Annotated in this window: 13 protein-coding genes; 9 read left to right on the top strand and 4 right to left on the bottom strand. The window is 65.8% G+C overall.

Annotation, left to right across the window (positions count from 1 at the left end; translation table 11 throughout):
• Positions 1–171: 171 nt before the first annotated feature.
• The 4 genes from QZZ33_RS01790 to sdhC are packed head-to-tail and all read right to left on the bottom strand — an operon-like array spanning position 172 to position 3,572.
• The gene (locus QZZ33_RS01790) at positions 172–939 is read right to left on the bottom strand and encodes a succinate dehydrogenase iron-sulfur subunit (RefSeq protein WP_291377761.1); all 768 of its coding nucleotides are present in this window, start codon (positions 937–939) and stop codon (positions 172–174) included.
• A 1-nt stretch (position 940) separates the two neighbouring features.
• Positions 941–2,710 carry a succinate dehydrogenase flavoprotein subunit gene (gene sdhA, locus QZZ33_RS01785; RefSeq protein WP_291377760.1) on the bottom strand — a complete coding sequence of 590 codons (1,770 nt, stop codon included), beginning with the start codon at positions 2,708–2,710 and terminating at the stop codon, positions 941–943.
• A complete protein-coding gene (locus QZZ33_RS01780) occupies positions 2,707–3,156 on the bottom strand; it encodes a succinate dehydrogenase hydrophobic membrane anchor subunit (RefSeq protein WP_291377759.1) in 450 nt (149 codons plus the stop codon). Before QZZ33_RS01780 ends, sdhA begins: the two co-directional genes overlap by 4 nt.
• Complete coding sequence (gene sdhC / locus QZZ33_RS01775; RefSeq protein ID WP_291377758.1) at positions 3,156–3,572, bottom strand: succinate dehydrogenase, cytochrome b556 subunit; 417 nt, start codon at positions 3,570–3,572, stop codon at positions 3,156–3,158. Before sdhC ends, QZZ33_RS01780 begins: the two co-directional genes overlap by 1 nt.
• A 14-nt stretch (positions 3,573–3,586) precedes the next feature.
• Between sdhC and QZZ33_RS01770 the strand changes: the two genes are divergently transcribed.
• From QZZ33_RS01770 to QZZ33_RS01730, 9 genes are all read left to right on the top strand, one after another.
• Positions 3,587–4,684 carry a mannose-1-phosphate guanylyltransferase gene (locus QZZ33_RS01770; RefSeq protein ID WP_291377757.1) on the top strand — a complete coding sequence of 366 codons (1,098 nt, stop codon included), beginning with the start codon at positions 3,587–3,589 and terminating at the stop codon, positions 4,682–4,684.
• A 115-nt stretch (positions 4,685–4,799) separates the two neighbouring features.
• Entirely contained in the window at positions 4,800–5,891 is a 1,092-nt protein-coding gene (locus QZZ33_RS01765) for a BMP family ABC transporter substrate-binding protein (protein WP_291377756.1), read from the top strand.
• A 130-nt stretch (positions 5,892–6,021) separates the two neighbouring features.
• Entirely contained in the window at positions 6,022–7,533 is a 1,512-nt protein-coding gene (locus QZZ33_RS01760; protein ID WP_291377755.1) for an ABC transporter ATP-binding protein, read from the top strand.
• Entirely contained in the window at positions 7,530–8,750 is a 1,221-nt protein-coding gene (locus tag QZZ33_RS01755; RefSeq protein ID WP_291377754.1) for an ABC transporter permease, read from the top strand. Before QZZ33_RS01760 ends, QZZ33_RS01755 begins: the two co-directional genes overlap by 4 nt.
• On the top strand, positions 8,747–10,063 hold the full coding sequence (locus QZZ33_RS01750) for an ABC transporter permease (protein ID WP_291377753.1): 1,317 nt from the start codon (positions 8,747–8,749) through the stop codon (positions 10,061–10,063). The genes QZZ33_RS01755 and QZZ33_RS01750 overlap by 4 nt, the downstream gene beginning before the upstream one ends.
• Positions 10,064–10,066: 3 nt before the next feature.
• The gene (locus tag QZZ33_RS01745) at positions 10,067–10,486 is read left to right on the top strand and encodes a cytidine deaminase (RefSeq protein WP_291377752.1); all 420 of its coding nucleotides are present in this window, start codon (positions 10,067–10,069) and stop codon (positions 10,484–10,486) included.
• Entirely contained in the window at positions 10,483–11,793 is a 1,311-nt protein-coding gene (locus QZZ33_RS01740) for a thymidine phosphorylase (RefSeq protein ID WP_291377751.1), read from the top strand. Before QZZ33_RS01745 ends, QZZ33_RS01740 begins: the two co-directional genes overlap by 4 nt.
• Positions 11,794–12,792: a hypothetical protein gene (locus QZZ33_RS01735; RefSeq protein WP_291377750.1), complete on the top strand. Its 999-nt coding sequence runs from the start codon at positions 11,794–11,796 to the stop codon at positions 12,790–12,792.
• Between the two features lie 118 nt (positions 12,793–12,910).
• A partial coding sequence (locus tag QZZ33_RS01730) for a hypothetical protein (protein WP_291377749.1) occupies positions 12,911–13,453 on the top strand: 543 nt, incomplete at its 3' end.

Here is a 13,453-nt window from a genome sequence, read left to right as displayed (position 1 = left end):
CCGCCCGCCTCCCCGCGGCGCAGCCCGCCTCCCCGCACCGAAGTCACAGCCTGACGAGGGTCCGCGCACGTATGGCCTCGTACTCCGCGACTGGCTGGTCTGTGGCTGTGACTTGTGGTCGGCGCGGCGAAACCCACACCGCAGATGCGGCGAGACCTCCCGGCGCCTGACCTAGATCTCGCCGGTGGTGAGCGCCCTCTTGACCTCTGAGATTGCCTTGGTGACCTCAATGCCGCGGGGGCACGCCTCCGTGCAGTTGAAGGCGGTGCGGCACTTCCACACGCCCGCCCTGTCGTTGAGAATCTCGAGGCGGTCCCACTGGCCCTCGTCACGAGAGTCGAAGATGAACCGGTGCGCACCCACAATGGCTTGCGGGCCAAAGTACTGACCGTCTGTCCAGAACACGGGGCAGGCGGTGGTGCACGCGGCGCACATGATGCACTTGGTGGTGTCGTCGAACCTCGCTCGCTCTTCTGGGGACTGCAGCCGCTCGCGCTCCGGCGTGGGGCCGCTGGTCATCAGGAACGGCATGATCTCGCGGTAGGAGGCGAAGAACGGCTCCATGTCCACGATCAGGTCCTTCTCCACCGGCAGCCCAGCAATGGGCTCCACCAGGATGGGCTTGGCAGGGTTGAGGTCCTTCAGCAGGGTCTTGCAGGCCAGACGGTTGCGCGCGTTGATGCGCATGGCGTCGGAGCCGCACACGCCGTGCGCGCAAGAACGCCTGAACGCGAGCGTGCCGTCTTGCTCCCACTTGATCTTGTGGAGGGCATCGAGCACTCCATCGGTGGCGTGAGCCTCGATGTGGAACTCTTCCCAGTAGTCCTCTCCAGGGGCGTGGTCGCCCACTCCCTCTGGGTTCATGCGCTTGATGCGCAGCGTCACTTGCATGACGGGGATGTCGCCCACCTCTGCGGTCGCTTCTTCCACGGAGGTCATCTCAGTACTTCCGTTCCATGGGCTGGTACTTGGTGATGACCACGGGTTTGTAGTCCAAGCGCACCCCCTCGTCAGAGGCGTAGGCCATGGTGTGCTTCAGGTAGTTGGCATCGTCCCTGGTGGGGAAGTCCTCCCGGTAGTGGCCGCCGCGGCTCTCCTCGCGAGCGAGTGCGCCTGCCACGACCACCTCGGCCAACTCGATCAGGAAGCTCAGTTCGACGGCCTCGAGAAGGTCTGTGTTGTACTTCTGGCCGCGGTCGTGAATGGCGACGTTCTGGTACCTCGCCTTGACGTCGGCGATGAGCGCGGCCGCCTCCGTCAGGGATTCCGAGGTGCGGAACACCTGGACGTTACGGTCCATCGTCTCTTGCAGCTCACGACGCAAGCCAGCGACGGTCTCGGTACCGCCGCCGGACACGGAGGATCGCAGCTTCTCGACCATTCCGGCGACTCCAGTAGCGGCGGCCTCCGGCAAGGCGGGCGCCGACGCCGTGGCCACGGCATATTCGGCGGCGGCGATCCCCGCGCGGCGGCCGAACACGTTGATGTCCAGCAGCGAGTTGGTGCCCAGGCGGTTCGCGCCGTGAACGGAGACGCAGGCGCACTCGCCTGCCGCGTAGAGGCCTGCCACCACGTCGGTGTTGTTGCGCAGCACCTGCCCGGTGACGTTCGTGGGGATGCCGCCCATGGCGTAGTGAGCCGTGGGGAACACGGGAACGGGCTCGGTGTACGGCTCGACGCCAAGGTAGGTGCGCGCAAACTCGGTGATGTCAGGCAGCTTGGCGTCGATGTGTGCAGGCTCGAGGTGGGTCAGGTCGAGCAACACGTAGTCCTTGTGGGGCCCGCAGCCGCGGCCCTCGCGCACCTCGTTGGCCATGGCCCGCGCCACCATGTCGCGCGGCGCGAGGTCCTTGATGGTGGGTGCGTAACGCTCCATGAAGCGTTCGCCCGTCGAGTTGCGCAGCATGCCACCTTCGCCGCGCGCGGCCTCAGAGAGCAGGATGCCCAGGCCGGCGAGGCCCGTCGGGTGGAACTGGAAGAACTCCATGTCCTCGAGCGGCAGGCCAGCGCGCAGCGCGATCCCCATGCCATCGCCCGTGAGGGTGTGTGCGTTGGAGGTGGTCTTGAACACCTTGCCTGCGCCGCCGGTGGCGAAGATCACCGCCTTGGCGCGGAACGTATGGATCTCGCCTGTGGCGAGCTCGTACGCCACCACGCCTGCCACGGCCACCTCCGCGCCAGGTGCGGCACCTTGAGGGTCGCCAGTGAGCAACAAGTCGAGCACGTAGAACTCGTTGAAGAATTCCACCTCTTGCTTGACGCACTGCTGGTAGAGCGTCTGCAGGATCATGTGACCGGTGCGGTCGGCCGAGTAGCAGGCGCGGCGCACGGCGGCCTCGCCGTGGTTGCGGGTGTGGCCGCCGAAGCGGCGCTGATCGATGTGGCCGTCCTCCGTGCGGTTGAACGGCAGGCCCATCTTCTCGAGGTCGAGCACCGCGTCCACGGCCTCGTTGCACAGAATCTCTGCGGCGTCTTGGTCAACCAGGTAGTCGCCGCCCTTGATCGTGTCGAAGACGTGCCACTCGGCGTTGTCGTCCTCCACGTTCGACAGTGCCGCGGCCATGCCGCCCTGCGCGGCGCCGGTGTGCGAGCGAGTCGGGTAGAGCTTGGTGAGCACGGCGGTGCGCGCTCGGTGGGAGCTTTCGAGCGCCGCGCGCATTCCAGCGCCGCCGGCGCCAACAATGACGACGTCGTATTCGTGGTTGGTCATCTACCTACCTCGGTACAGAAGCTGGGGAGCAGACCGGGGTCTGCGTCTTGGGGACATGGGTCGAACGTAAAGATCACGAGCGTGCCGAGCACGATGATGACGGCGGTGGCCGTCCCGAGCAGGGCGTTGAGGATGACGCGGCTGCGCTTGGAGCGGGCGTAGTCGCTGATGAGGTACGACATCCCGTTGGCGCCATGGAGCATGGCCAGCAGCAGCATCGTGAAGTCGATCCACTGCCAGTACCACGCGGCCCACTTGCCAGCCACGAAGGCGAAGTCGATCTGGCTGACGCCATCGCCCAGCACCAGGTTCACCACCAGGTGGGTGAAGATCAGGACGACCAGCAGCACGCCTGACGCGCGCTGGAAGATCCACCACCACCGGCGAGCGGGCGTCAGTCGCTTGCGCGTGGAAGGCAGCGGGTGACTGAGTTGGGGGGCGGCCATCACTCGCCTCCAAACACGTTGCCGAGGTGACGGGGCAGGAACCCGGCCATGAGCACCGCGAAGATGCCCCACACCACCCACACCAGGAACTTCTGGTGGCGCAGCGCCCACGTCCAACGGTCCACCGCAATGATGCGCAAGCCGTTGAAGGCGTGCAGGATGATGGCGCCGACCAAGCCTGCTTCCACCAGACCGTAGAGCGGCGTCTTGTAGCTGCCGATGATCTCGTTGTAGGCCTCTGGTGAGACGCGCACCAGGGCGGTGTCCAACACGTGCACCAGCAGGAAGAAGAAGATGGCTACGCCGGTGGCACGGTGGACGATCCACATCCACATGCCCTCATGGCCGCGATAGAGCGTCGGCGTCGACGACACGGGGTTCTCCTTCGTTGGGACTTCGAAGCGAATGCCTCCCATCCTAGACTTCCCTCATGAGTGCTACTCCTCCAGACGCGACCGCGATCCCCGGTTTCGCCGCTGTGATACCCGCCGGGGGTGTCGGGTCGCGCCTGTGGCCGCTGTCGCGCGCCGACCGTCCCAAGTTCCTTCTCGACCTCTTGGGAGAGGGGCGGACGCTGCTTCAGGCGACCCTCGATCGGGTGCAGCCGCTCGCCGACATCACCATGGTGGTGACGGGGGCGCGCCACGCCGACGCCGTTGCCGGGCAGTTGCCGTCGCTCACGGAGGCGGACGTGGTGGCGGAGCCGAGCCCCCGCGACTCGATGGCGGCCATCGCGCTCGCAGCCGCGATTCTGGAGCGCCGCCACGGCCCCATCGTGATGGGGTCCTTCGCCGCCGATCAGGTGATTCGCAAGCCCGCCGCATTTGAGGCGGCAGTACGCGAGGCAGTCGCGGTGGCGCGCACCGGCAAGGTGGTGACGATCGGCATCGAGCCGACCGGGCCGTCCGAGGCATTTGGCTACATCGAGGCTGGGGGTGCGTTGGGGGACACGGCTCGCGAGGTGGCGGCGTTCACGGAGAAGCCGGATGCCGCCACCGCGGAACGCTTCATCGCGACGGGTCGCTACTTTTGGAATGCGGGCATGTTCGTGATGCGCACCGACGTGCTGCTGGGTCACCTCGAGAGCCTCCAGCCGGGCATTGCCACGGGAGTGCGCGAGTTGGCTGCCGCGTGGGATGGTCCAGGGCGCGACGACGCTTTGGCCGAGTGGTGGCCGACGCTCACCAAGATTGCGATCGACCACGCCATCGCTGAGCCCGTTGCCGCACAAGGCGGGGTTGCGGTGGTACCTTCCGACCTCGACTGGAACGATGTGGGCGACTTCGACTCGCTTGCCGGGCTTCTCACGCCTCGCGCCGATGGCGTGATTGTGGTGGATCGAGGGGGCGTCACCGCCGTGCAGGATGCGCCGGGGGCGGTCGTTGTGGGTGGAAACAGGCCAGTGGTGGTCATCGGCATCCCTGGCGCGGTGGTCGTGGATTCGGGCGACGCCCTCTTGGTCACCACAAGAGCCGCTGCTCAGCAGGTCAAGAACGCGTCAAAACTGGTCGATAACCAGCGGTTGTGACCGTTTCGTTGCCGAATGGCAACGTTCCCACGCAAGCGCGTGACATTTCCCGCGTAGCATGGGAATAACGCACAGGCCTGGCGTGGAACAGGCCGCAGAATTGAGGAAATAACTCATGAAGAACACCTTGCGCTTCAGCGCGATTGCCGCAGTGTCGGCGCTCGCGCTCGCCGCGTGCTCCAGCGCCCCAGAAGAAGAGGCTGACCCCACTACTTCAGCGACTGAGACGACACCGGTAGAGACGATCGACTACAAGGCCTGCATGGTCTCCGACGAGGGAGGCTTTGACGACGGCTCCTTCAACCAGTCCGGCTTCGAGGGCCTGCAGCAGGCTGCCTCTGACCTCGGCATCGACGTGGCTACCGCAGAGTCGGAGGGCGTCGACCAGTACATGCCGAACATTGAGGCCATGGTTGCGGCAGAGTGCGACCTGATCATCACGGTCGGTTTCGCCCTGTCGAGCGCCACCGTTGAGGCGGCACTTGCCAACCCCGACGTGTCGTTCGCGATCGTCGACGACTGGGCTGACAACGACTTCGACGGCACCACTGACGCTCCGAACATCAAGCCGCTGACGTTCCAGACGGACGAGGCTGCCTACCTGGCTGGCTACGCCGCTGCGTCGGCTTCCGAGTCGGGCACCATCGCTACCTTCGGTGGCATGAACTTCCCGTCCGTCAGCATCTTCATGGATGGTTACCTCGCTGGCGCTAACGCGTACAACGAAGAGACCGGCAGCTCCGTGAACGTTCTTGGCTGGGATGGCGCCGACGGTGCCTTCACCGGTGACTTCAGCGACCTGTCCAAGGGTCAGACCACTGCCCAGGGCTTCATCGACCAGGGCGCGGACATCATCCTGCCCGTGGCCGGTCCCGTGGGTGGCGGCGCAGCCGCCGCAGCACAGGCAGCTGGCGGCACCTGGATCGTGGGAGTGGACGCCGACTGGACCGTCACCTTCCCCGAGTACTCGGACATCATCTTCACCTCGATCCTGAAGAACATCGGCAACGCCGTGTACGACACGATCAGTGAGGGCGTTTCCGACGCCGGAATCTCCTACGAGCCTTACTCGGGCACGCTCGAGAACGGCGGAGTGGGCGTTGCCCCGTTCGCCGATGGCGCGATCTCGGCTGACATCGAGGCGAAGTTGCAGGAGCTCACCGACGGCATCATCGCGGGCGAGATCACGCCCAACACCGCTGGCTAAGACTCAGCTAGCACAGCACTAAGTAGCACCAGGGGCGTGCCGCGGTTACCCCGTGGCACGCCCCTCGTGCTTCACTGTGCATGTCAGCGGCAATGAGGCCGCTCACACGCCATGACAGAAGGGTCTCGACGTGAAACTCGAGTTGCGAGGGATCACCAAGAAGTTCGGTGACTTCGTGGCGAACGACCGAATCGACCTCTCGGTCGAGCCAGGCACCGTGCACGCCCTGCTGGGCGAAAACGGTGCTGGTAAGTCGACGCTGATGAATGTACTTTTCGGCCTCTACGACGCCGATGGCGGCGAGGTCCTGGTGGACGACGAGGTGGTGCACTTCGCGGGCCCTGGCGACGCCATGCGGGCCGGCATCGGCATGGTGCACCAGCACTTCATGCTGGTGCACCCCTTCACCGTCGCCGAGAACGTGATGTTGGGGCATGAGCAACTCGGGTCCAACCGCCTGCTCGACATCGAGGCCGCCAGGAGTCGGGTGCTCGAGATCTCGGAACGGTTCGGGTTCAACGTGGACCCCGACGCCCTGGTCGAGGACCTCTCGGTGGGCGCGCAACAGCGCGTCGAGATCATCAAGGCCCTCTCACGCGACGCGAATGTGCTGATTCTCGATGAGCCCACTGCCGTGCTGACTCCGCAAGAAACGGATGAGTTGCTCGACATCGTCCGCCAGTTGCGGGACGCTGGCACCTCGGTGGTGCTCATCACCCACAAGTTGCGTGAGGTGAAGGCTGTAGCCGACACCATCACGGTGATCAGGCTTGGCAAGGTCGTTGGCACCGCCGAACCGACCGCAAGTCAATCGGAACTGGCCACCATGATGGTGGGCCGCGACGTCACCGACGCGGTAGACAAGGCCCCCGCGAAGCCAGGCGACGTCGTCCTCGAGGTGACCGGGCTCAGCGCCGTGAACGAGTTGGGTTACACCACCCTTGACGACGTGTCCCTTGAGGTGCGCGCGGGCGAGATCCTTGCCGTCGCCGGAGTTCAGGGCAACGGCCAGACCGAACTGGTTGAGGCGATCATTGGCGCCGTGAAGGCGACAGAAGGTTCGGTCACTCTCGATGGCGTCCGTTTGCTGGGGCGCTCCATCAAGCAGGCGCTGAACGCTGGCATCGGCTTTGTGCCTGAAGACCGCACCACGGACGGCTTGGTCGCCTCGTTCACCATCGAGAACAATCTGGTGCTCGACCTGATCGACGATCCCAGGTTCTCCACGCGCGGCAACATCGACGTGGACGCCATCGAGTCCAACGCCAAGGACAGGATCGCCCAGTTTGATGTGCGCACCACGTCCTCGAAGGCGTCCGCTGGCTCGCTGTCGGGCGGAAACCAGCAGAAGGTGGTGCTCGCACGGGAGTTGTCGCGAGAACTCAAACTGCTCATCGCGTCGCAGCCCACTCGCGGTCTGGACGTGGGTTCGATCGAGTTCATGCACCAGCAAATCGTGGCCGAGCGCGACAAGGGCGTCGCCGTCCTCATCGTGTCGTCAGAGCTCGACGAGGTGGTCGCGCTCGCCGACCGGATCGCCGTGATGTACCACGGCAAGATCGTGGGCGTCGTGCCGCCGGACACCGACCGCAAGACGCTTGGCCTGATGATGGCTGGGGCACACCAGGAGGAAGCAGCATGAGCGCCGCCGAAAACAAGACGGAGGCCCCAGAGGAGCAGGGCTTCGACGGCGACCCCAGGTCGCTGTTGCGATCCGTTGTCGAGTCCAATGGACTCGTCGTCTTCCTTGCCGTCCTGGCCGCATTGGTGGTCGGAGCGGTGCTGGTGGTGTTCGCCGACGAGTCGGTTCAGGACGCATCGAGCTACTTCTTCTCCCGGCCCATGGACACGTTGTCGGCGGCCTGGGGGGCCATCACTGACGCGTATGTCGCCATGTTCCAGGGATCGATCTACAACCTGCATGCGGACTCGTTCTCCGGGTCCATCAAGCCGCTCACGAATTCGCTGACGTTCTCGGCGCCGCTGATCTTCGCTGGCCTCGGATTGGGCGTCGGCTTCCGTGCGGGCCTGTTCAACATCGGTGCGCAGGGTCAGGTCATCCTTGGCGCGATCATGGCCGGCTTTGTGGGATTCGCGTTCCACTTGCCGTTTGGAGTCCACTTGGCGCTGGCCGTCATTGGGGCCATTCTCGGAGGCGCACTGTGGGGATTCATACCCGGCCTGCTCAAGGCCACCACTGGCGCTCACGAGGTGATCGTCACCATCATGCTCAACTATGTGGGCCTCTACCTGCTCGCATGGCTGCTGAGCCTCGAGTCCTGGCAAGCACCCGGCTCCGACAACCCCAAGTCACCACGGATCGACGAGACGGCCGAATGGCCGAGCCTGTTGGGCGATTCCTTTGGCCTGCACTGGGGTTTTGTGGCCGCCTTGCTGGCGGCATGGGGCGTGTGGTGGCTCATGGAGCGCTCGACGTGGGGCTTCACCTTCCGCGCCGTGGGCGCCAACCCGTCGGCCGCGACCATCGCGGGAATGAACGTCAAGGTGACGTACGTGCTCGTGATGGTGATCGCCGGTACGTTGGCCGGCTTGGCTGGCGGCACCCAGGTGCTCGGTACCGAGAAGGCGCTCACCACGGGCATCGCTGGCTCGATTGGTTTCGACGCCATCACGGTGGCGCTGCTCGGGCGATCTCGGCCCCTTGGCATCGTCGCCGCGGGGATCCTCTTTGGTGGCTTGCGAGCCTCCGGCCCGACGCTGCAAGTGCAGGCAGGTCTGCCCATCGACATCGTGCTGGTCATCCAGTCCGTGATCGTGCTCTTCATCGCCGCACCTCCGTTGGTGAGGTTCCTGTTCCGCTTGCCTGACCCGCGCCTCGTGAAGGAGGTGACCGCATGACCACCGTCAGCGCGTCCGTGCACACCGGTCCTGCCACCTCTCTGAGGTCGCTCCTCAGTCAGTGGAAGGCCGTGATCGGCTACGCGGTCATCGCTCTCGTCAGCCTGATCGCCTTCGGCCTGGGAACCGAGAGTGGGGTCTCGACGTCATTCACGGTCTCGCAAACAGGCGACGCCCTGCAGGTCCCCGCCTTCTCGGTGTCGTCGCAGCCCGTGACGCTCACGCTCTCCGTCATTCTGTTTGCGCTTGCCGGATATCAAGTGTGGGCTCAGCTGCGGCGCGAGCCGGTGGGCGTATGGCTGCCCATCGCATTCGGCTTGGCCTTCATGGGGGCGCTCCTCACGTGGTCTGGCGCGGGGCGCGAGAACACCAACGTGGCGCTCACCGGCATGCTGGTCTCCGGCGTGTTCTTGGCGGTGCCGCTCGTCTTCGGCGCGATGGCTGGCACCTTGTGCGAGCGATCGGGTGTGGTCAACATCGCGATCGAGGGGCAGTTGCTTGGCGGCGCGTTCCTCGCCGTAGTGGTGGCGTCGGTCACCGACAACGCGTACATCGGCATGGCGGCAGCCCCCATAGCCGGCGCCCTCGTTGGCGCGCTGCTGGCCCTCTTCGCCGTGCGGTATTGGGTGGACCAGATTGTGGTGGGCGTCGTGCTCAACGTGCTGGTCATCGGCATCACGAGCTTCCTGTTCTCCACTGTGTTGAGCGACAACCCTGAGTTCAACCAGGCCGGGGCGCAGATCGGCGCCCAGGGTGGCGTGGCGATGCAGAGCCTGCCCATCCCGCTGCTGTCGGAGATTCCGATTCTTGGCCCGGTGTTCTTCGATCAAAACGCGCTCGTGTACCTCATGTACGTCATCGTGATCGTGTTCCAGGTCATGCTGTTCAAGTCGCGGTGGGGCCTGCGCGTGCGCGCCGTTGGAGAGCACCCCAAGGCGGCTGACACGGTGGGTATCAAGGTCAATCGCACTCGCGTGCGCAACACCATCCTTGGTGGAGCGATCGCTGGACTGGGCGGGGCGTTCTTCACGGTTGCATCCGGATTGTCATTCTCCAAAGAGATGACGTCTGGCAAGGGCTATATCGCCCTGGCAGCCATGATCTTGGGCCGGTGGAACCCGAAGGGTGCTTTGCTTGCAGCGTTGCTCTTCGGATTTGCCGATTCCTTGCGCATCCAGTTGGGCGTGATCGGCTCGTCGATTCCCAGCGAGTTCCTGGCGATGCTGCCGTACCTGGCGACCATCTTTGCCGTCGCGGGGCTGGTGGGTAAGTCTCGCCCGCCAGCTGCCGAGAACATCCCCTACAAGAAGTAGCTGATGACTGATATTGATTGGGACGCACTGCGCGCCGCGGCGAGAGCCGCGAGCGAGCGGGCCTACGTTCCCTACTCCAAGTACCCGGTGGGCGCCGCGGCGCTCACCGATACTGGCAACATCGTCACGGGCGCCAACGTGGAAAACGCGTCCTACGGCCTGACTCTGTGCGCCGAGTGCGCACTTGTGTCCAAGCTTCACACGGACGCGCTCGGCAAGCGGCTGGTTGCCTTCGCCTGTGTGGGCGCAGACGGCACTCCGCTGCAGCCGTGCGGTCGGTGCAGGCAGTTGTTGTACGAATTTGGCGGCGAGGCGCTGTTGATCGACGGCCCAGACGGAACCCTGACCATGACGGACATCCTGCCGTGGGCGTTTGGCCCTGAGCATTTGGACAACCGTTCGCACCTGGAGGACACCCAGTGACAGAGGCCTTTGACGCCGTCGACGTGATCGTCACCAAGCGGGACGGCGGCACCCTGACCGCCGACCAGATCGACTGGGTGGTGGACGCATACACGCGCGGCGCGGTGGCGGACGAGCAGATGAGTTCGCTCGCCATGGCGATTCTGCAGCGCGGCATGGACCGCACCGAGATCGCACAGTGGACCAAGGCGATGATCGCCAGCGGCGAGCGCCTTGACTTCTCCGACCTTCCCATGCCGACGGCGGACAAGCACTCCACTGGTGGCGTCGGCGACAAGATCACGCTGCCGCTCGCCCCTTTGGTGGCGGCGTGCGGCGTGGCCGTGCCGCAGTTGTCCGGTCGCGGACTGGGCCACACCGGCGGCACTTTGGACAAGCTGGAGTCGATCCCTGGTTGGCGCGCGTCGCTCAGCAATGAGGAGATGCACGAGCAGCTGCGCTCCGTCGGCGCGGTCATCTGCGCGGCGGGTTCGGGCCTGGCGCCCGCCGACAAGAAGTTGTACGCGTTGCGCGACGTCACGGGAACGGTCGAGGCCATCCCGCTGATCGCCAGTTCCATCATGTCCAAGAAGATCGCAGAGGGCACCGGCGTGCTGGTGCTCGACGTGAAGGTGGGCTCAGGCGCGTTCATGAAGGACCTCGACATGGCGCGAGAGCTGGCCGCCACGATGGTCGACCTCGGCACCGACGCTGGCGTCACCACCTCGGCCCTGCTCACCGATATGTCCACGCCACTTGGCCGGGGCATCGGCAATGGCCTGGAGGTCACGGAATCGGTGGAGGTGCTCGCCGGAGGCGGTCCCGCGGACGTGGTCGAGCTCACCATCATGCTGGCGCGCGAAATGCTTGCCGGCGCTGGCATCACCGATGTCGACCCCGCCGAGGCGCTCGAGGACGGCCGCGCCATGGATACCTGGCGCCGCATGATCTCCGCTCAAGGCGGAGACCCAGACGCGACGATGCCGGACGCCCCCCACACCGAAGAGGTGCTGGCGGAGTCCGACGGCGTCATCACCCGCATGGACGCGCTTGGGGTGGGAGTGGCCGCGTGGCGACTTGGCGCTGGGCGAGCCCGCAAGGAAGACCCAGTCCAAGCGTCGGCCGGGGTGTTCCTCCACAAGACCCTGGGTGAGACCGTCCGCAAGGGCGACGTCATCATGACCCTCAACACGGAGACCCCTGAGCGCTTTGACCGCGCCAAGGCCGCGCTGGCGGACGCGTGCGACGGCGAGGGCACCGTGCTCATCGAGAAGTCCGGTGAGGGCCGCGGGCCTATTGTGCTGGATCGGATCGGGACGGCCACGTAAGTGCCGTGGACGCTGGTGGCTCTCGCGGCGCGCACTGGACGCGCGGTGGGCGGGCGCCGAGCGTTCGTCTCGCAGGTGGCCACGCGCCGCGCCGACGCCCTGGTGGCGGCGGCTCCTGACCACCCCGACGTCTTTGCCAGGGTGTGTGCCAGGCGGCTTGAGGCCGCGTCCCCTGCCGACCGCAAGGCGCTTGAGGCGGCCCTGTCGGAACTGGGCAACGATGCGCCCGTCGTGGAGCGGGCTATCGCCAGTGGCGCGCCCCTTGACGCCGTCGCGATGCTCGCGGCCGCTTGGTCCTCCCTCGACCGCCACTCTAAGGCGCTGGTGCGCGATCCGCTGACGCGCCGCGACCCCGGGCCGGTGACGTGGGGCGGCGCGACGGCCACTCAGGTCAGTCCCACCACGTGTGGCGCGGCCTCTATGGCCATGATGCTGATGATGGGCGACCCTTTGGTGGCGTTGTGGGTCGCGACGGGGCGCAGAAGTGGCGCATACATGCCGCCGGAGGTGCTGCACGCCGAGGTGCGCACTCAGGCACTCCACACGGTCGCGGAGCGGTGGGACGCGCTGCAACTCGGCATCCACGACGAGGTGACGCGCCGGGGCCTGGGGCTCGCACCGTGGCCGCGGGCGTACGGGACGCCACCGTGGCGCGTCAACAACGAGACGCGCTTTGCGGGGCTGCGCTTTCGTGGTGCGCTGGTGGACGATTCACGCGCCGACGAGGTGGCCGCGCTGGCTACGCACGCGCGGGCGGCCTTGGCGGACGGTATCCCTGTGCCGTTGTACGTGTCGGGCGACTCCGCACGGGGGCTGGATGCGGTGGTGCCGCGGCATGTGGTGCTGTTGGTGGGCGTGGACGGAGATGGGTTCCTGGTCTACGAGCCGTCGAGCGGGGCGGTGCATCGGCACGAGTTTGTGGTGAGCGGTAGCAAGGCGGCGGCGCTCGGCAACTGGAACCGGTTGGCTTGGGCGGTGCTGCCGCGGGCGAAGCGTTAGGTGGGGTGCAACGGGTGCGGCGAGAGCTTGCGTTGTTTCCTGTAGCGCGCGAGCGCCTCCTCCGCTAGCCTGGCGCTGACGTCGCGACGGTCCGCTTCGCGAGTCTGTAGGGGGGAAAGTGACCACGATCGGTCGAGCCGTTCGGCTCCGCATCTCTGTTGTCGTTGCACTGCTACTTGCGATCGTCTTGGCTGTCCTGCCGCCAGTGCCGGGTACCGGGCTCGTCGCATTCGCCGAGGAGACGCCGCCTCCCGAGAACCCCCTGGTTGTGGATCCGCTCCTCGTTGGGCTCGAAGCATCGAGCCCCGAGTTCCAGGCCGGCGGATCCGCGACTCTGACGGCCACATCGTCCGTTCCAGTCGAGCAAATCGGCGCGACGATCGAATTGCTGGACACCGCCGATGGGTCGGTGGTGAAGAGCTGCGCATCTGGCACGACGTGTGTCGCGACAGTGTCGTTCCTCACCGGTGGGCCTCGCGAGTATGTGGCCGTGGTCCAAGATGTCGAGTCCGCTCCGGTGACTGTGGCGCGTGCGGCGTGGACCGTGGAGTTGACGACCACGCTTGACGTTTTTGGGGCGGGTCAGCAGTACAAGTTGACTGCGGAGGTGAATCAGGAGGTGCGCTATACGGATGGCGCGTATGCGGTTCATATTGTTGAT

It is taken from the genome of Demequina sp., from assembly GCF_016278775.1.
Classification (GTDB): domain Bacteria; phylum Actinomycetota; class Actinomycetes; order Actinomycetales; family Demequinaceae; genus Demequina.
This window is presented reverse-complemented; position numbering and strand designations above follow the sequence as displayed.

Bases quoted from the DNA above. Each gene is read 5' to 3' on its own strand.
- QZZ33_RS01750 (WP_291377753.1), top strand. From the start codon at position 8,747: ATGACCACCGTCAGCGCGTCCGTGCACACCGGTCCTGCCACCTCTCTG.
- sdhA (WP_291377760.1), bottom strand. From the start codon at position 2,710: ATGACCAACCACGAATACGACGTCGTCATTGTTGGCGCCGGCGGCGCT.
- QZZ33_RS01745 (WP_291377752.1), top strand. From the start codon at position 10,067: ATGACTGATATTGATTGGGACGCACTGCGCGCCGCGGCGAGAGCCGCG.
- QZZ33_RS01755 (WP_291377754.1), top strand. From the start codon at position 7,530: ATGAGCGCCGCCGAAAACAAGACGGAGGCCCCAGAGGAGCAGGGCTTC.
- QZZ33_RS01780 (WP_291377759.1), bottom strand. From the start codon at position 3,156: ATGGCCGCCCCCCAACTCAGTCACCCGCTGCCTTCCACGCGCAAGCGA.
- QZZ33_RS01765 (WP_291377756.1), top strand. From the start codon at position 4,800: ATGAAGAACACCTTGCGCTTCAGCGCGATTGCCGCAGTGTCGGCGCTC.
- QZZ33_RS01790 (WP_291377761.1), bottom strand. From the start codon at position 939: ATGACCTCCGTGGAAGAAGCGACCGCAGAGGTGGGCGACATCCCCGTC.
- QZZ33_RS01770 (WP_291377757.1), top strand. From the start codon at position 3,587: ATGAGTGCTACTCCTCCAGACGCGACCGCGATCCCCGGTTTCGCCGCT.
- sdhC (WP_291377758.1), bottom strand. From the start codon at position 3,572: ATGGGAGGCATTCGCTTCGAAGTCCCAACGAAGGAGAACCCCGTGTCG.